Here is a 16,606-nt window from a genome sequence, read left to right on the forward strand (position 1 = left end):
AACCCTTCATGTGTCGTGGCGGCCGTGACGGGCTGAGCGGGGCCTGGTCCTAGTACCAGTGGTTGGCCTGCCAGAACGTCCAGGCCTGGCACGGGCTGCCGTAGCTGGAGTTCATGTAGGTGAGGCCCCACTTGATCTGGGTGGCCGGGTTGGTCCGCCAGTCGGCGCCCACGGAGGACATCTTGGAGCCGGGAAGTGCCTGGAAGAGGCCGTAGGCGCCGGAGGAGGCGTTGACGGCCTGGTAGTTCCAGCTGGACTCGTGGTTCACGATGTTGCTGAAGCACGTCCACTGGCCGCTCGGCACCATCTGCTGTGCGATCGTCTGGATCTGCGCGACGGTGTAGGAGCCCTGGGCGGAGAGGCTCGCGACGCTCGGGGAGGCGGCTGCCGTCTCCGCCTCCTGCGCCGCCTTCCGGGCGGCTTCCCGCTTCGCGATCGCCGTCTTGGCGGCGGCCTCGCGGGCGGCCCTCTCCGCGTTCCTCTTCGTGCTCAGGTCCGCCTGGACGGCCTGTCCCTCGGCCTGGCGCGTCAGGGCAGCGGTCTGCACCTCCACCTGTTGACCTGCGGGTATGTCCGTGAGAAGCGTGGTGTCGGTAGCCGCAGCCCGAGTGTCGCCCGGCTGGGCGATGCTGTTCGAGGCGACGCCGACGACGCTCCCGACGGCGGTGACCGCGGTGGCGGAGGCCACCGCGAATGCCCGGGCCGGGATCGAGCTCACACGGACTCCTTGCTTTGTGCGTCTGGGGTGCAGCCACGACTCTGGCACGTATGTGTCTGCCGGATCCGGCAGTCGACACACATCGAGGCCCGCGGGATCGCCGCGCCGCCGGCCGCGCTGCCGGCCGTCCTGGAAGAGGTCAGGTCCGAGGACCGCCCGCCTGGTGGGATGGGTGGAGCGGCCGTCCTCATGTCGGGGAAGAGCATGAGGACGGCCACCCCGTCCTGCGGCCGGGCCAGCCAGTCAAGGCCTGATCGCAGGAGCTCTTCTATGGGTCAACGGGATTGGGAGGGTGGGAGGTTCACGGTTTCGGCCGTGCCTCTGCGGTCGGCGCCCGCGTCATACACACGTGGCTGTGGCAGCATGGTGTGTATGCAAGCGCGACACATATGTCGTAGCAGTGCTCCTTCGGAGGCTCACGTTGTCCGCATCGCCCGAACCCGCCGCCCCTGCCCCGAACCCCGTGCTGTCGCTCGATGAGGACCCGGTGGGCGTGCTGGAGGCCGCCGTGTGGGCCATGGCCGCGCTCGTGAGCACCCAGCGGCAGGCGTTGTCCGAGCCCCTCGCGGACGTACTCGCCAAGGACCCGGAGCGCACCGCGGTGCTGGAGAGCGTGAGCCTGGTCAGACGGGGTTCCGAAGGTCTCGTCGCGCACCCCTCGCTCGACCGGGCGGACCCGGCGACGGCGCGCAGCGCGGTGGAGGCGAAGCTCAGCTCGCTGCGGCAGGCCGTCGCGGCTGCCGCCGACGGGGCGGGCACCCCGGAGGGCGGTTGGGGCGCCCTGGACGACGAGGTGCTGCTCAACCAGGGGCGGGCCTCCGCCGCGACCGGTCGCGCGCTCGCCGCCAGGATCGTGCCGAGGCTCGCCGGATCGGCCGAGCGGCTGGCGGCCGAGGGCAGCCGCGTCCTCGACGTGGGGACCGGTGTCGGCGCGCTGGCCCTGGCGCTGGCCGAGGCTTTCCCGCAGGCGCGGGTGGAGGGCATCGACGTACTGCCGCGGGCGCTGGAGCTGGGGAAGGGCGAACTGGCCGCCGCCGATCCGGCCGTGGCCGCCCGGGTGTCGCTGCGGCACCAGGACGCGGTGGACGTGGCGGAGTCCGAGGCCTACCAACTGGTCTGGCTGCCGGCGCCGTTCCTGTCGGAGGCGGCGTTGCGGGCCGCCCTGCCGCGGCTGGTGGCGGCTCTGGCGCCGGGGGCGTGGCTGGTCGCGGGCACCAACCCGGTCGCCGACGACGCACTGCGCCGTTCCGTCGGCCGGTGGAGCGCGGTGCGCGGTGGCGGCAACTCCTTCGACACGGTGCGTATGAGCGAGGAGCTGGCGGCGCTCGGGCTGGGGGAGATCAGTACGTTCCCCACCGTTCCGGGTGGTCCCGTCCTCGTCGCGGCCCGGCGTGCCGAGCGCTGATCCGGCGCCGACACGACCGCGGGACGCCAGGACGGTCGTGGGAAGGCGGTGACCGGGCGTTCGGATGGGGGAGTGGATGTCGTCCGGCCGGTCGGCGGGCACCTCGGTGCCGCCGTGCGGTGCCCCTGTCCGGGACGAGCCCGCGGGGACGGCCGGTGGCCGGTCGCCCGTGATCAGTCGGACCGCGGCGTGGACTCCTGGAACAGGTCCGCGGCCGTGACGTCCCAGTCGACCTCGGTGAGTTCCTGACCGGCGGGCACGAGCTCGTAGGTGTACTGGAGCCACTCCGCCAGCGGCGCCACCGGCAGTTCGAACAGGGCCGCCATGTCCCCGGAGGTCAGCTGGAGGCGCGCGGTGGCCCGCTCCTCCGGGTGCGTCGGCCACATCTGGACGTCGCCGAGGCCGCTCACCGAGTACAGCCCCTGCTGGAGGAGGTCGCGGCCGATCCGCCACAGGACGCGCGGACCGCCTTCGACGACGAACTCCACGGACACGACCAGGGGGGACTCCGGCTCGAACCGGAACTCCGCCCTGATCGCCTGCCGGGCGGAGACGTCCAGCACTCGCTCGATGTCCAGGATCAGCTCAGGACTGCCGCACGTCTCCGCCGGGCGGGCCTGCACACCGGGTTGGTTGCCGCTCATGAGGAGTGGATCCCTCTCTGTGGTGGAAGCTTGCCCGATCCACTCTGGTCGCCGCGGGAGCGTCGTACATAAGTAACTTGACCGTCGCTCTTCACCGACTTCGACGGTGTGGGCGGTGACCGGGCGCCCGAGAAGTGGACAAGTGTCCGTCTGGGTGCACTCTGTGTGATGACGCGTTCACAGGCGGCCGACAGCCTCCCGGAGGCGTCCCGGGGACCGCGGGGCGCCAAGATTAAGTCATTCGACTGTCGCCCCTGCTCAAGGGCTGACCGATCCTGAAAGGGTCGCCCGCGTGCCGGTGCCGGGTGATGGTCGTCATGCTCGGAGGAGCCAGCCGTGAACCGTACTCCCGTCGTCTTCATCCATGGTGCGTGGTTGCACGCGCTTTCCTGGGAGTCTTGGGCCGAGCGCTTCGCCAGCCGGGGTTTCCTCGCCTTCACGCCCGGATGGCCGGGGGAGGAGGCCACCGTCCCTGGCATGCGCAAGTCGCCCGAGGCGTTCCGTGACATCGGTCTGGAAGCGCTGATGGACCACTACACGGCGATCGTGCGCTCCTTCGACGTCGCGCCGGTGATCATCGGCCACTCGGTCGGCGGGCTCATCGCCCAGCAGCTCGTCGGCTCCGATGTGGGCCGGGCCGCGGTGGCCATCGCGCCGACCCCCGTCAACGACATTCCGCTGCCCGTCGCCCGCCCCGAGCTCTGGACCCCCGACCAGGGCGGCGCCGGCCCGGTGGTGTCGCTGTCACCGGAGCGGTTCCACCAGGTGTTCGCCAACACCGTCGACGCGGCGGAGGCCGACCGGCTCTTCGAGCGGTACGTCATCCCCGCCCCGCACCGGCTGCTCACCGACCTGGGCTGTTCCGGCGCCGAGCGCAGCCCGCACACCGTGGCGGACATCGACAACACGGGCCGTGGTCCACTGCTGCTGATCTCCGGCCAGGAGGACCTGCTGGTGCCGGACTCGGTCACCCGGGCCGTCTACAAGGCGTACGGCGACTCCACCGCGGCCACGGATCTCAAGCAGTTCGCGGACCGCGCCCACTCCCTGGTCATCGACAGCGGATGGCGTTTCGTCGCCGACTACGTGCTCGGCTGGCTCGGCGACCACGGCATCCGCGCTCTGCCCACGCACCACTGAGGCGCGGCGCTCACACGGCCTGCTCGTCGGCGATCCTGCCCAGCGCGTCGCGCAGTGCGGCGCGTGAGGTGATGCCGAGCTTGGGGAACACCCGGTACAGGTGTGAGCTGACGGTGCGCGGCGACAGGTGCATCCGCTCGCCGATCTCCTTGTTGGTCAGCCCGCTCGCGGCGAGGTCCGCGATCCGCCGCTCCTGCCAGGTCAGCGCCGCGAGGTGGGCCGAGGACGCGAGGGTGGAGGCACCGGTGGCCCGTAGTTCGGCCCGGGCCCGTTCGGCCCAGGTGGGCGCGCCCAGCCGTTCGAACGTCTCCGCGGCCAGGGTCAGCGGCAGTCGTGCCGCCTTCCTTCCCTGGGTGTGGCGGAGGTGGGTGCCGTGGGCGAGGTGGATGCGGGCGAGTTCGAAGGGGAAGTGGGGGGCGGCGGGGTGGGTTTCGGCTTGGTGGTAGAGGGTTTGGGCTTCGGTGGGGTCGGTGGTGGTCATGGCGAGGGCGCCGTAGGTGGTGAGGGCGAGGCGGGGGGAGATGTCGGGGAGGTGGGCGTGGTGGGCGGCGAGGGCGTGGGTGCGGGCTTGTTCGGCGCGGCCGGTGTGGAGTGCTGCTTCGACGAGGTCGAGGAGGGTGCGGGGGGCTTGGTGGGCGTAGGGTTCGAAGGTGCCGGGGGGTGTGATGCCGATGGCGTGGAGGTAGGCGGCTTCGTAGTCGCCTTCGGCGAGGGCGGCGGTGGTGCCGACGGCGTCGGCGATCTGGGTGAGGAATCCGACGCCCCGCGGGCGGGCCCAGGCCTCGACCACGGCCTGTAGTTCGCGGGCGCGTTCGACGTCGCCCCGCATCGCGGCCAGCAACGCGACGTACGCACGCGTGTGATGAGCGAACAGCACGTTGTGGTTCGAGATCGCCAGGTCCAGGCTGCGCTGTCCGGTGCGCTCGGCCTCGTCCCACTCACCCACCGCGATCTGGTCGAGCATGATCAGGTGCAGCATGGTGATGCCGACCCCTGTCGCTCCGGTCTCGACCTCGCGGTCCACGGTGCGTTGCAGGTGCCGGCGGTACAGGCTCAGGGCGTCCACGTGATAGGCCGTGGTCCCCTGGCGTGTGATGTCCCACGGATCCAGGTCCCCGCGCACATCGGTGACGCCGCGTTCCACGCGCTCGTGCATCCCCGCGCCACGTCGCACCACGTCACCCCAGGTGTCCTGGTAGACCCGGGACACGGGCGGCACCAAGTCGCCCAGGGAGTCGAGGAGTTCATGGGCTCGCTGCCATGCGACCGCGTCACTCGCGTACTGGTTGATGGCCAGCAGCAGGTTGATCAGCCGGGTGAGCACCTCGTTCGGCTCGCTCACGGTCTCCCGCATGCCTTCGATCGCCGTGACGACCTGGTGACGGGAGGAGCGCACGTCTCCGTCCTCGTACAGGCCGACGTAGGCCGAGGTGACCACCGAGTCGGGGGAGCCGCCGCTGCCGGAGGCGGAGTCCGAGCGGACCAGTTGCTGGGCCCGGTCCAGCTGGCCGGCCTGCCCGGCGATGAAGGCCGCGCTGCCCAGCCGCCTGGAGCGTTCTTCGTGGCTCTCGCTCAGTTCCGCGGCGCGGGTCAGCCAGGCCACGGCGGCCATGGCGCTGCCGCGCCGGGTCGCGGAGTCCGCGGCGGCCTCCAGCAGGGCCGCGACGTCCTCGCTGGGGTCGACCGTCGACGCCGCCAGATGGGTGGCCCGTCGCTCCAGGTCGTCACGGTGCACCTGGGCGAGCACGGCGTGGGCCGCGCGCCGCTCGTTGGGCGTCGCCGTCTGCACCACGGTCGAGCGGACCAGGGGGTGCCGGAAGACGAAGTGGCCGGTGAGGGGGTCGATGTCCAGCAGGCCGCAGCCCGCCGCCTCGTCGGCGTCGGCCATGCGGTAGCGCGTGCCTCCCGGGCGGCCGGCGACCGCGCCCGCCCCGACACCGTCCAGGGCGCCGCGCAGCAGCTCCGCGCGGACGGCGTCGCCGAGGGCCTCGATCCGGGAGCCGTACACCTGCTGCAGCCGCTGGGGGAGCGGGATGCCGGTGTACCCGAGCAGTTCCTCGGGTGTGCGTCCGGCCCGGTTGCCTCGCACGTACGGGGGCAGTTCCAGCAGCGCGAGCGGATTGCCCTGCGCCTCGTCCAGGACCAGCCTGCGGATGCGGGGGTCGAGGCCGGGGTGGTGCATGTCCAGCAGCTGCTCGGAAGCCTTCTCCGAGAGTGTGGTCACCGGCAGTTCCGGCAGGGCGGCGGTGTCGAAACCCGAGGGGAGGTCGGAGCGCAGTACGACGACCAGCTTGACCGAGCTGCCGGTGAGCCGGCGTCCGACGAAACCGCACACCTCGGTGCTGGCGGCGTCCAGCCACTGGCCGTCGTCGAGCACCAGCAGCAGCGGCTTCTGCGACGCCGCGAGGGAGAGCAGGTCGAGGACGGCGATGCCGAGGGTCATGACGGAGGGCGGTGATCCCTCGCTCCGGCCGAAGACGACGTCGAACACCTTGCGGTGCACGTCGTCCAGCCGGTCGATGTGGGACAGCAGTGGATACAGGAACTGGTGCAGACCGGCGAAGGGCAGTTCCGACTCGGCCTCGACCCCGGCCGCCCGGATCACGCGGTGCTTCTCGGCCGCCGCGAGGTCGGCCGCGTGCTCCAGCAGGGCGCTCTTGCCCACACCCGTGTCTCCGCGCAGCACGAGGGACCGGCCCCCGGTGCCCGTGACGAACGCCGACAGAACCTCCCGCTCGCTCTCCCGGCCGACCATCGTGTCCACGATCGACTCCACCGTCCCCCACTCCCTTCACGCTGAACCAGCCCGGCCCGCTCGCGGCGGTGCGCACAGATCGCACCAGGTCACACGCGAGCGTACGTCGCCGTGCCTGTGTGTTGTCGCGGCGAGCCCACGCGTGCGTGCTGCCGGAAGCCGCACGTCGGGCGAGTGCGCACAGCCGGGTGCGGCGGTGGGCCGACCTGCCGTGCGCTCGGTGAGGTCCCCTCGGCACGGGTCACCTGACACCGTGCCGCCCTCACACCTCACGCAGCACACTAGATGCCCTGGGAGGTTTCGTCACCTGGTATGGCCGAAATGTTTCTTGTTGTCCGGTCCTGCCCTTCACTAGGAGCGGCCGGACGGGTGCCCCACCGGCCGGTGTCGGGTGTGTACCGTCTGCCCGGGGCGGGACATGTGTCGTCGCCCCGCCCCCGATCCTTCTGGAGGAACACCACGATGAGCCGATCCGCCCGCGCGTACTGGCTGCGTTCACCGGGCCACGGCGAGATACGTGACGTGGTGCTCCCGGCACCGGGGGAGGACGAGGTCCTGGTCCGCACGCTCTGGTCGGGCGTCAGCCGCGGCACCGAGACGCTGGTGCACCGAGGTCAGGTGCCCCGCAGCCAGTGGGACGTGATGCGGGCGCCCTTCCAGGACGGCGACTTCCCCGGCCCGGTGAAGTACGGCTACCTCAACGTCGGCGTCGTCGAGGAGGGCCCCGCCGGGCTCAGCGGCCGGACGGTGTTCTGCCTGTACCCGCACCAGACCCGTTATGTCGTCCCCGCGAGCGCGGTGACCCCGGTGCCGGACGGTGTCCCCGCCGGGCGGGCCGTCCTCGCCGGCACCGTCGAGACGGCGGTGAACGCCCTGTGGGACGCGGCGCCCCTGGTCGGCGACCGGATCGCGGTGGTCGGCGGCGGCATGATCGGCTGCTCGGTGGCGGCCCTGCTGACCCGCTTCCCCGGTGTACGCGTGCAGTTGGTGGACGCCGACCCCGCGCGGGCCGGGGTCGCCGCCGCGCTCGGCGTGGAGTTCGCCGCCCCGCAGGACGCGCGCGAGGAGTGCGACCTGGTCGTCCACGCCAGCGCCACCGGGCAGGGCCTCACCCGGTCCCTGGAACTGCTCAGGACCGAGGGCACGGTGATCGACCTGAGCTGGTACGGCGACCGGCGCGTCACCCTGCCGCTCGGCGAGGACTTCCACTCCCGCCGGCTCACCCTCCGCAGCAGCCAGGTCGGGACCGTCTCACCGGCCCGCGCGCACCGCGGCTACGCCGGCCGGCTCGCGCTGGCCCTGGAACTCCTCGCCGACCCGGCGCTGGACGCCCTGGTCACCGGGGAGAGCCGGTTCGAGGAACTGCCCGCGCTGATGCCAAGGCTGGCCTCGGGCGACATTCCCGCCCTGTGCCATCGCATCCGGTACGAGGACTGACACCGCAGCGGGCTCCCGGCCGGAGGGCGCCGGATGTCCCGCCGGGCCCTTCCTGCGGGGGGACCCGGCTCCCGAGACGGTCCGCCACATATGAGCTAGGCTCACACATGTCTATCCATACGTGTGTACGGACGCAAAGGCGGGGCCCGGCTGGCGCACCGCCGGGGAGCGAGGCTGGCATGGACTGGGCCGACCAAGGGGTGTGCCGGGCGCAGCCTGACCGGATGTTCGCCGAGGGCGCCGCCCAGCTGGAGGCCAGGAAGGTGTGCGTCGACTGTCCGGTACGGCTCGACTGCCTGGCCCATGCCCTGGACCACCGCGAGGAGTACGGGGTCTGGGGCGCGATGACCGAGCGGGAGCGGCGTGCGCTGCTGCGGCTGCGTCCTGCCGTGACGTCCTGGGCCGAGGTCTTCCGGGTGGCGCGCTCCCGCGGAGACATGGAACTGATCCATGCACCGATGTCGGTCGGGCAGCCGATCACGCAGCCGGCACAGGCCACCCAGGCGGCACGGCGGCGGAGGCGGCGGCCCGGCCGGGCGTCCGTGTGACCCGGTCACGGAGGACGCGGCCGGCGCGGACCGGCCGCCCGGCGCGCGGCGCCCGCGCCGAACGGGCTCAGCCGGGACGGACGTTGTGGTTGACCCGGAACATGTTGTCCGGGTCCAGGCGCCGCTTCACGGCCACCAGACCCGCGTAACGCTCGGCACCGAACAGGGCACGCATCTGCACCGGGGACGAAGCCGCTTGCGGCGAGAGGAAGTTCATGATGTTCCGGCGGTCGGCCCACGGAGCCATACTCACGGCGTAGCGGTCCAGACAGCTCGTCACGGCGGTGGCGTCGGAGGCTTCCGCCACACCGACGGCGAGGGTCACGAAGGGCAGCCCGCGGGAGGGCACCGAGTTGGGCGTGGAGGGCTCCCGGTCCAGGGCCCCGCCCAGGGCACGTATCTCCACCAGGCGCAGCGGGCAGTCCGAGTCGGCGGCGGTGAACGCGGTGAACGCCTCGGCGGTGGCGGCGGAGAACTCCCGCAGTCCGATGCTGCGTTCCCACACGGGCGCGGGCCCCACCGGGTCCCGGTGGATCTCGCCCGCCTCCTCGACGGGCCGCTCCCCGAGGGTGTCCAGCAGCGGTACGGCCGCCCCGCGCAGGGGTGCGACCAGACGCTCGCCCTCGTCGGCCGGACCGAGGTGGCCGACGCGGACGTGCAGGACGAACGCGCCCCGCAGCACGTCGGGCAGGGCGGCCACGTCGGGCAGCCGCTGCACGGCCACCGACGTGGTGGTGTCCTCGTCGAGGGTCCGCAGCCAGGTCCGCCACACGGCGAGCACCCGCGCGGTGTCCTCGCCGCGGAAGTACAGGCCACCGCCGTAGAACCGGGTCACCGGGAACACGGTGAACTCCATGGCGACCACGATCCCGAAGTTGCCCTTGCAGCCCAGCAGTGCCCAGAACAGCTCCGGGTCGCTGTCCGGCGTCACCCGCAGCAGCGTGCCGTCCGCCGTGACGACGTCCATGCGGCGCACCTGGTCGGCGGCGTAGCCGTATCTGCGGCTCAGCAGCGGCCCGATGCCGCCGCCCAGGGTGTACCCGATCACCCCGACGTTCGGCGCTGATCCCGACAGCGGCGCGAGGCCGTGCTTGGCGGTCTCCGCGACCACCTGGTGCCACCGGGTGCCCGCGCCGACGGTCACCGTCCCTTTGCCGGTGTCGAGCCGTACCTCGTCCATCCGGCCGGTGGTGACGAGCAGCCAGTCACCGTCCTCCGGCAGGACGACCTGGTGGCCCGCGTTGCGCACGGCCACCGGCATGCCCCGCGCCCGTGCGAACCGTACGGCGGCCCGTACGTCCTCGGTGCGGGCGGCTCCGACGACGACGGTCGGGCGTACCGCGCGCAGGACGTTGTGGCCGCTGCACTCGGCCTGGTAGCCGGCGTCGTCGGCGGTGAGGACCGGGCCGGTGACGGCCTCGCGCAGTGCGGAGAGCGGGAGGGACCGTGCCGCGCGGCCGGTCGTGCTCTGCGATGTGCTCATGGTCCGTACACGCGACGGCCGTGGTCGCGAGTTCACACCTTGAGTGGCGAGTCTCACGTGAACCCGGGCCGAGACACACACGTCCTCACAGGTGGGCCAACGATCATATGTTTCTCGATGGGATCGGCGTGTCGTCGCCGGTGCCCACGGCACCGGAGCGGAAGAAGCTGATACACGATGAAGGACGGCAAGACCGTGTGGCTCCCCTGCCACCGAAGCCGGATCCCCGGACTGCCCGACGGACTCACCTACGCCCACTGGGACGGCGCCGGACCGTTGCCCGGTGACCCCGCCGACGTCCGTTTCCTGGTCGGCCCGCCGGTGGCCGAAGCCGAGCGGGTCCTGCGCCCCGTACTCCCACGGATGCGGAACCTGGAGGTTCTCCAGCTGCTCGGCCCCGGCCCCGCGCGCGCGATGCCGCTGCTCGCCGACCTGCCCGCCGGGACCCGGCTGGCGAACGGGTACGGAGCGCGTCGCGAGAACGCCGCCGAGCGGGCGATCACCCTGCTGCTGGCCCTGTGCCGGGGGCTGGACCGGTTCCCCGGCGACGACTTCCCCGCCGACTCGGCCCGGGACGGGCGGCGGCCCGCGTTCCGGGTCTCGCTGGTCGGCAAGCGGGTCCTGGTCGTCGGATACGGCGCGGTCGGGGCGTCCGTCGTCGCCCGGCTCGGTGCCTTCCGCTGTGAGCCGGTTCTGGTGGCCCGGACCGCGCGCACCACACCGGCCGGGCGGGTGCACGGTGCGGGCGAGCTGTCCGCGCTGCTGCCCACCGCGGACGCCGTGGTGCTGTGCGAGCCCCTCACCGAAGGAGTGCGTGGCGTCTTCGGCGCGGACGCCCTGGCGTCGCTGAAGGACGGCGCGCTGCTGGTGAACGTCGCCGGGAGCGAGCTCGTCGACACCCGCGCGCTCGTCCCTCAGGTGCGGGCGGGGAGGCTGCGGGTCGGGCTGGACGTCACCGACGCGGAACGGCCGGCGTCCGGTCATCCGCTGGAGGGCCTGCCCGGCGCGCTGGTCGTCCCGCAGGCGGCGCCGTTCACCGAGGTGTTCCCCGCCCTGCACGCGGACTTCCTGAGGCGGCAGCTGCGCCGCTATCAGGACGGTCGGGAACTGCACAACGTGGTCCTCACGACGGCTCAGGCCGCAGGCGGAAAGCGGGCCGCCTAGATTCGTGACGGTCCACGTCGGCGGGCCGAACGCGGTCGGGCCCGGCATCGCGCGCGGACACCGGCGACGCTCGCGACCGGTCCCTGGCACCCCTGGTTCGGAGGGGCGGGGTGGTTTGACCGATACTTCAGCAGGTGCGGTACGTCAGGGAGCTTCTGCCGCGCGCTGACAGGATCTCCCCCAGGAAGGCTGACCACGGTGACGACCGTCGCATATCAAGGTGAACCCGGATCCAATTCGGCGACCGCCGCGCAGGCCCTCTACCCCGGTGCCGGGGAACTCCCCTGCACGGGCTTCGAGCAGGCCCTGGACGCCGTGACCCTCGGCAACGCCGACGTCGCCGTGATCCCGGTGGACAACTCCGCGGCCGGACGCGTCGCCGACGTGCACCATCTGCTGCCCGAGTCGGGGCTGTTCATCGTCGCCGAGTACTTCCTCGCCATCCGCTTCGACCTGATGGGCGTGCCGGGCGCGACCCTGGATCAGGTGGAGTGCGTCCGCAGCCATGTGCACGCGCTGGGACAGTGCCGCAAGCTGCTGCGGGAGGGCGGCTGGCGCACCCTCGTCAGCGACGACACCGCCGGATCGGCGCGTGAGGTGGCCGAACTCGGCGACCCGCGGCACGCGGCCCTCGCCCCGCCCGCCGCGGCCGGGCTCTACGGCCTCGACGTGCTGCGTGCCGAGGTCGAGGACGACCCGGACAACACGACGCGGTTCGTCGTCCTCTCCCGGGACGCCGGTCTGGCCCCGCCCACCGGCGAGCCGACGATGACGAGCCTGTTCTTCTGCGTGCGCAACATCCCGAGCGCGCTCTACAAGGCGCTCGGCGGGTTCGCCAGCAGCGGTGTCAACCTGACCAAGATCGAGAGCTACCAGATGGGCGCGGGGCTCAGCCCCAGCCGCTTCTACGTCGAGATCGAGGGCCACCCGGACGACCAGGCCGTCGCCCTCGCCCTGCACGAACTGCGCTTCTTCTCCACCGAGGTACGCATCCTGGGCGTGTACCCGGCCAGTGCGCACCGCCGACGGGACAGCTGACCCCGCACCGGCACCGGACGCGTCGCGTCCCCTCCCCGTGCGAACGGGCCGTTGGCCGGGTTCTCCGCCGCCGTCGCCATGGCGGCGAAGAACCCTTCACCGGTACAACGTGGGCTACCGCCCCGCGGGTTCACGGGATGCGGCCGAGGTGTGCGGGCGGCACACACGTCAGGTCGTCGAGAAACACGGCGACCTGATGGAAGGCCGGTTCCGGCGGCCTTCTAAGGTGTGGGTATGACTCCCCGCCGCAAGGGCCTCGTGCTCGACTTCGGTGGTGTGCTGACGACACCCCTGCTGCCCGCCGCGCTCTCCTTCGAACGACGCGAGGGACTGGCCGAGGGGACGTTGCTCACCGCCCTCTACCTCGATCCCGAGAGCATCCGCCGCACCGAGGAACTGGAGCGCGGCACCCTCACCCAGTCCGAGTGGAACGAGGCGGCCGGGAAGGCGCTCGGCATCTCGCCGGACAACGTGATGGGCCGCATCTTCGCCGATCTGCGCCCTCAGCCCTCGGTGATCGCCGCGGCCGCGGCCGCCCGCCGCGCCGGTGTCAGGGTCGGCATCCTCTCCAACTCCGTCGGCCCGGCCCCGTGGAACCTGTACGACGGCTACGAGCTGGAGGAGCGCTACGACACCGTCGTGCTGTCCGAGGACCACGGAACCCGCAAGCCCGAACCCGAGATGTTCCGCATCGTCCTGGCCCGACTCGGCCTCACCGCCGAGGAGTGCGTGTTCGTGGACGACACCGAACAGCACCTGGCGCCCGCGGCGGAGCTCGGTTTCGCCACCGTCCACGCCGTGGAGCCCGCCCGGACGGTGGCCGCGCTCGAGACCCTGCTGGGCCTCCCGCTGACGGACGGGGACCCGGACCCGGTCGCCTCCTGAGGGGACGGTCGTACCGGGTCACCGCGAGCACGGCGCACAGCGTCGTCCGGCCGCCTTCGTGACGGGATCGGCCTTGAGCGGAATGCGGGACTCCCGCCGCTGGTTGGGGAGATCACCCACCCCTGTCCGCCACGCGGCGCCGCGCGGCGCGTACGCCGGGGGTCGTGGCACATCGAACGCATCGATGGGAGACGTCTTGAAGCACTCCAATGCCGGCAGCCGGCCGTCCCGACTCCGTCATGTCCGCCTGCCCGGAACCGTCCCGCTGCCCCCGCCGGCGATCGTCCGGCGCCCGGGGGAGGCCGATGAGGAACAGAAGGCCGACGGCGCGGACACCGTCCGGCAGGTCCTGGAATGAGCTGAGCGGCGGCTCCGCACGCCGCACGTACCGACGCCCCTCGCGAACACCTCTGCATGTGTGTTCCCGGGGGGCGTCGGCGTGTCAGGAGGCTCCGAGGCCGTGCAGCAGGGTGTCGACGACGAGGTCCGCGGCCTGTGCGGGGCTCAGTTCGGGTCGTTGCCGGGACACGAGGTGCATCAGCTGGGGCAGCAGCGCGCTCGCCCAGCCCTCCGGCAGGCCCGGGCGCAGCAGGCCCTCGTCGGTGGCGCGGGCCAGGAAGGCGTCGACCTCGCGGATGGAGGCGTCACGGCGTGCGTGGACGCTGTCCTCGGCGAGCATGCGGGCGAGGTCGACGGGCCAGGTGCGGTTCACCGCGATGACGTTCTCGACGTAGCGGTGCAGAGCGACGGCGACGGGTGCCTCGCGCAGCCGGGCGTCCTCGATGGCGTGCTCGATGGCGCTCAGGCGGGACTCGTAGATCGCGGCGAGCAGTTCCTCGCGGGAGTCGAAGCGCCGGTAGACGGTTCGCCGGTCCACGCCCGCCTCGGCGGCGATGCTCGCGATGCTCGCGCCGGGGTCGGCGGCGAGCATGCGCGCCCCGGTGGTCAGGACGGCTTCCAGATTGCGCGCTGCGTCGGCTCTCACGGCACCGATTCTAGTGGCCGAATGTGCAGCCTGAAACATCTAACGCCTCTTCGAAGTAGACCCCATGACTTTAAGTGCTACAGTGAAGTGACAGATCGGGAAGTTAGTGCCAGACCATTGAGCCTCATCTTCTGTCCGAAGGTGATCCGAGGCCGACACTGCACCCCCGCGCACCAGCTCCAGAAAGGCACGTTCCGATGTCGAAGGCACAGCAGTCCGCAGCACCCAGGGCAGGTGGTGTGGCCGCCGCCATGAGCGCGCTGATCCTCGCGGTCCTCCTGGCCGCCCTGGACCAGACGATCGTCTCGACCGCGCTGCCCCGGATAGCGGAGGACCTGAACGGGTTCGACGACATCGCGTGGGTCAGCGCCGCCTATCTCCTCGCCTCCACCGCGGTGACCCCGCTGTGGGGCAAGCTCGGCGACATGTTCGGCCGCAAGCCGCTCTACCTCGCCTCGACCTCGGTCTTCCTGATCGCCTCCGTGGCCTGCGGCCTGGCCCAGAACCTGCCCGAACTGATCGGCGCCCGAGTGCTCCAGGGCGTGGGCGGCGGCGGCATGATCGTGCTGACCTTCGCCCTCGTCGGCGACATCGTCGCCCCGGCCGAGCGCGGCCGCTACCAGGCCATGTTCGGCTCGGTCTACGGCGTCGCCAGCATCGTCGGCCCCCTGCTGGGCGGCGTCTTCACCGACCAGCTGTCCTGGCGCTGGGCCTTCCTGATCAACCTGCCCGTCGGCATCGTCGCCCTGGTCATCGCCGCCCGAGCGCTGCCCGCGGCCACCCGGGGCGCCAAGGCCCGTATCGACTACGCCGGTGCCACCGTGCTGGCCGCCATCGCCACCGGCCTGGTCCTGATCACCTCCTTCGGTGAGCGCTGGGGCTGGGGCTCGCCCGCCATCGTCGGCCTGATCGTCGCCACCGTCGCGCTCGCCGCCGTGCTGGTCCCCGTCGAGCGCCGGGCCGCCGCCCCCGTCCTGCCGCCGGCCATGCTCGGATCGCGGACCGTGGTCTTCTCCTCGCTGATCGGCTTCTTCGCCAACGCCGCGATGTTCGCCGTGCTGGTCTACCTGCCGACCTACCTCCAGATCGTCCACGGAGTCTCGGCCACCCTCTCCGGCATCTTCATGCTGCCCCTGGTCGCCGGGCTGGTCATCAGCCAGTCCCTCGCCGGACGCTGGGCCGCACACGTCGAGCGGCTGCGGATGATCCTGCTCGCCGGACTGGTCGCCAACCTCGCCGGACTGCTCCTGCTGGGCACTATCGGCGCCACCACCGGCACCCTGGTGCTGAGCGTCTACTTCCTGATCACCGGTATCGGCATCGGCATGGTGCCCATGGTCGTGCTGACCACCGTCCAGAACAGCGTCCCGGCCGCCGACCTCGGCGCCGCCAGCGCCGTCGTCACCTTCGCCCGCTCCATCGGCGCGGCCTTCGGGGTCGCCGTCTTCGGCACCCTGCTCAACACCGGCTTCGCCGACCGCACCCACGCCCTGCCGACCGCCGGCGGCTTCGACGCCGCCCGCCCCGACACCATCGGGCACCTGCCCGCCGCCCTGCGCGACACCGCCCTGGACGCCTTCGCCCACGCCACCGCCATGGGCTACCTCTGGATCGCCCCCACCCTCGCCGTCGGCATCGCCCTGGCCCTCTTCCTCAAGCCCGCGAAGAAGACCGACGCCGGCGACCAGGCCGACGACCAGGCCCACTACCAGGCCGACGGCCCGGCTTCCGCGCCCGTCGACGAAACCGTCCCGGCGGCCTGAACGGCCGGGTGGAGCAAGGGACAAGACATCCGGTGAACCAAGGGAGTACGCGGACCTCGACCGGTCGACGCCCACGACGGGCGCCGGCCGGCGGTGTGTCCCGGGGTGTGCTCCGTGCGGGCGGGTGTCGGCCGGCTATTCCGAGCCGTCGCCCGGGGCGTTCTCCGAGAGCCGCTTGAGCTGGCTCAGCCACAGGGAGTTCAGGCGCTGCGTCCACAGCGGGGGCACGGTCGCGAGGGACTTGGCGGCGGGTCCGCGGACCACGTTCTCGGTCACCACATGTGTGCCGCCCGCGACCGGGGTGAGCAGCCAGGCCTGGTACAGCTGCACACCGGCGCCGATGCCCGACCAGCCGAGACGACTGTGCGGGACGTGTTCCCCCAGATAGATCTCGAAGCGGTGCCCGTGGAACCGGACCGCGAAGGTCCGGGCGATCGTCCCGGACCGGACCGCGGTGACGCCCGGTACCCACTCCGGCCAGCGCGGGACATCGGTGAGCAGGGCGAAGGCCGTACGGGGCGGCGCGTGCACGACGGCCTGCGCCTGGCAGAAGCCGTGTGCCTGGTCCGGCGAGAAGCCCGACGGCCAGTGGATCTCCGGATGGCTGTCCGAGACGCCCGGCATCCGGGTCCCCTTTCGTG

14 protein-coding genes are annotated in these 16,606 nt (G+C 72.1%); 8 read left to right on the plus strand and 6 right to left on the minus strand.

What is annotated here, in order from left to right; genetic code table 11:
• Positions 1-49: 49 nt before the first annotated feature.
• Positions 50-718 (minus strand): transglycosylase SLT domain-containing protein, encoded by a 669-nt coding sequence (locus ACIPSE_RS39325; protein WP_401672848.1) that lies wholly within the window; start codon positions 716-718, stop codon positions 50-52.
• Positions 719-1,139: 421 nt separating this feature from the next.
• Between ACIPSE_RS39325 and ACIPSE_RS39330 the strand changes: the two genes are divergently transcribed.
• Positions 1,140-2,123: a class I SAM-dependent methyltransferase gene (locus ACIPSE_RS39330; RefSeq protein ID WP_401672851.1), complete on the plus strand. Its 984-nt coding sequence runs from the start codon at positions 1,140-1,142 to the stop codon at positions 2,121-2,123.
• 173 nt (positions 2,124-2,296) lie between these two features.
• Here ACIPSE_RS39330 and ACIPSE_RS39335 read toward each other — a convergent pair whose 3' ends face one another.
• The gene (locus tag ACIPSE_RS39335) at positions 2,297-2,767 is read right to left on the minus strand and encodes an SsgA family sporulation/cell division regulator (protein WP_401672854.1); all 471 of its coding nucleotides are present in this window, start codon (positions 2,765-2,767) and stop codon (positions 2,297-2,299) included.
• 336 nt (positions 2,768-3,103) lie between these two features.
• Here ACIPSE_RS39335 and ACIPSE_RS39340 point away from each other — a divergent pair, with 336 nt between their 5' ends.
• Entirely contained in the window at positions 3,104-3,907 is an 804-nt protein-coding gene (locus ACIPSE_RS39340; protein ID WP_401672856.1) for an alpha/beta hydrolase, read from the plus strand.
• Positions 3,908-3,917: 10 nt separating this feature from the next.
• On the opposite strand, the gene ACIPSE_RS39345 is transcribed toward ACIPSE_RS39340, so the two are convergent.
• Positions 3,918-6,662 carry an AAA family ATPase gene (locus ACIPSE_RS39345; RefSeq protein ID WP_401673028.1) on the minus strand — a complete coding sequence of 915 codons (2,745 nt, stop codon included), beginning with the start codon at positions 6,660-6,662 and terminating at the stop codon, positions 3,918-3,920.
• Between the two features lie 462 nt (positions 6,663-7,124).
• Between ACIPSE_RS39345 and ACIPSE_RS39350 the strand changes: the two genes are divergently transcribed.
• On the plus strand, positions 7,125-8,099 hold the full coding sequence (locus tag ACIPSE_RS39350; protein WP_401672858.1) for a zinc-binding alcohol dehydrogenase: 975 nt from the start codon (positions 7,125-7,127) through the stop codon (positions 8,097-8,099).
• A gap of 179 nt (positions 8,100-8,278) precedes the next feature.
• Positions 8,279-8,647 carry a WhiB family transcriptional regulator gene (locus ACIPSE_RS39355; RefSeq protein WP_401672860.1) on the plus strand — a complete coding sequence of 123 codons (369 nt, stop codon included), beginning with the start codon at positions 8,279-8,281 and terminating at the stop codon, positions 8,645-8,647.
• Positions 8,648-8,714: 67 nt separating this feature from the next.
• Here ACIPSE_RS39355 and ACIPSE_RS39360 read toward each other — a convergent pair whose 3' ends face one another.
• On the minus strand, positions 8,715-10,130 hold the full coding sequence (locus ACIPSE_RS39360; RefSeq protein ID WP_401672863.1) for an FAD-binding oxidoreductase: 1,416 nt from the start codon (positions 10,128-10,130) through the stop codon (positions 8,715-8,717).
• Positions 10,131-10,307: 177 nt separating this feature from the next.
• On the opposite strand from ACIPSE_RS39360, the gene ACIPSE_RS39365 reads away from it, so the two are divergent.
• From ACIPSE_RS39365 to ACIPSE_RS39375, 3 genes are all read left to right on the plus strand, one after another.
• On the plus strand, positions 10,308-11,294 hold the full coding sequence (locus ACIPSE_RS39365; RefSeq protein ID WP_401672865.1) for an NAD(P)-dependent oxidoreductase: 987 nt from the start codon (positions 10,308-10,310) through the stop codon (positions 11,292-11,294).
• A 198-nt stretch (positions 11,295-11,492) separates the two neighbouring features.
• Positions 11,493-12,332 (plus strand): prephenate dehydratase, encoded by an 840-nt coding sequence (locus ACIPSE_RS39370; RefSeq protein ID WP_401672868.1) that lies wholly within the window; start codon positions 11,493-11,495, stop codon positions 12,330-12,332.
• Between the two features lie 234 nt (positions 12,333-12,566).
• Positions 12,567-13,217: an HAD-IA family hydrolase gene (locus tag ACIPSE_RS39375; RefSeq protein WP_401672870.1), complete on the plus strand. Its 651-nt coding sequence runs from the start codon at positions 12,567-12,569 to the stop codon at positions 13,215-13,217.
• A gap of 442 nt (positions 13,218-13,659) precedes the next feature.
• On the opposite strand, the gene ACIPSE_RS39380 is transcribed toward ACIPSE_RS39375, so the two are convergent.
• Positions 13,660-14,148, minus strand: a complete 489-nt coding sequence (locus ACIPSE_RS39380; protein WP_401673030.1) for a TetR/AcrR family transcriptional regulator — start codon at positions 14,146-14,148, stop codon at positions 13,660-13,662.
• 305 nt (positions 14,149-14,453) lie between these two features.
• Here ACIPSE_RS39380 and ACIPSE_RS39385 point away from each other — a divergent pair, with 305 nt between their 5' ends.
• The gene (locus ACIPSE_RS39385) at positions 14,454-15,965 is read left to right on the plus strand and encodes an MDR family MFS transporter (protein ID WP_401672873.1); all 1,512 of its coding nucleotides are present in this window, start codon (positions 14,454-14,456) and stop codon (positions 15,963-15,965) included.
• A 135-nt stretch (positions 15,966-16,100) separates the two neighbouring features.
• On the opposite strand, the gene ACIPSE_RS39390 is transcribed toward ACIPSE_RS39385, so the two are convergent.
• Positions 16,101-16,589, minus strand: coding sequence for an SRPBCC family protein (locus ACIPSE_RS39390; RefSeq protein ID WP_401672875.1), 489 nt, complete (start codon positions 16,587-16,589; stop codon positions 16,101-16,103).
• Between the last annotated feature and the right edge of the window lie 17 nt (positions 16,590-16,606).

The organism is Streptomyces sp. NPDC090106 (genome assembly GCF_044747265.1).
In the GTDB taxonomy this organism is placed as follows: domain Bacteria; phylum Actinomycetota; class Actinomycetes; order Streptomycetales; family Streptomycetaceae; genus Streptomyces.

Bases quoted from the DNA above. Each gene is read 5' to 3' on its own strand.
- ACIPSE_RS39335 (WP_401672854.1), bottom strand. From the start codon at position 2,767: ATGAGCGGCAACCAACCCGGTGTGCAGGCCCGCCCGGCGGAGACGTGC.
- ACIPSE_RS39345 (WP_401673028.1), bottom strand. From the start codon at position 6,662: ATGGTCGGCCGGGAGAGCGAGCGGGAGGTTCTGTCGGCGTTCGTCACG.
- ACIPSE_RS39350 (WP_401672858.1), top strand. From the start codon at position 7,125: ATGAGCCGATCCGCCCGCGCGTACTGGCTGCGTTCACCGGGCCACGGC.
- ACIPSE_RS39355 (WP_401672860.1), top strand. From the start codon at position 8,279: ATGGACTGGGCCGACCAAGGGGTGTGCCGGGCGCAGCCTGACCGGATG.
- ACIPSE_RS39360 (WP_401672863.1), bottom strand. From the start codon at position 10,130: ATGAGCACATCGCAGAGCACGACCGGCCGCGCGGCACGGTCCCTCCCG.
- ACIPSE_RS39365 (WP_401672865.1), top strand. From the start codon at position 10,308: ATGAAGGACGGCAAGACCGTGTGGCTCCCCTGCCACCGAAGCCGGATC.
- ACIPSE_RS39375 (WP_401672870.1), top strand. From the start codon at position 12,567: ATGACTCCCCGCCGCAAGGGCCTCGTGCTCGACTTCGGTGGTGTGCTG.
- ACIPSE_RS39380 (WP_401673030.1), bottom strand. From the start codon at position 14,148: ATGCTCGCCGCCGACCCCGGCGCGAGCATCGCGAGCATCGCCGCCGAG.
- ACIPSE_RS39385 (WP_401672873.1), top strand. From the start codon at position 14,454: ATGAGCGCGCTGATCCTCGCGGTCCTCCTGGCCGCCCTGGACCAGACG.
- ACIPSE_RS39390 (WP_401672875.1), bottom strand. From the start codon at position 16,589: ATGCCGGGCGTCTCGGACAGCCATCCGGAGATCCACTGGCCGTCGGGC.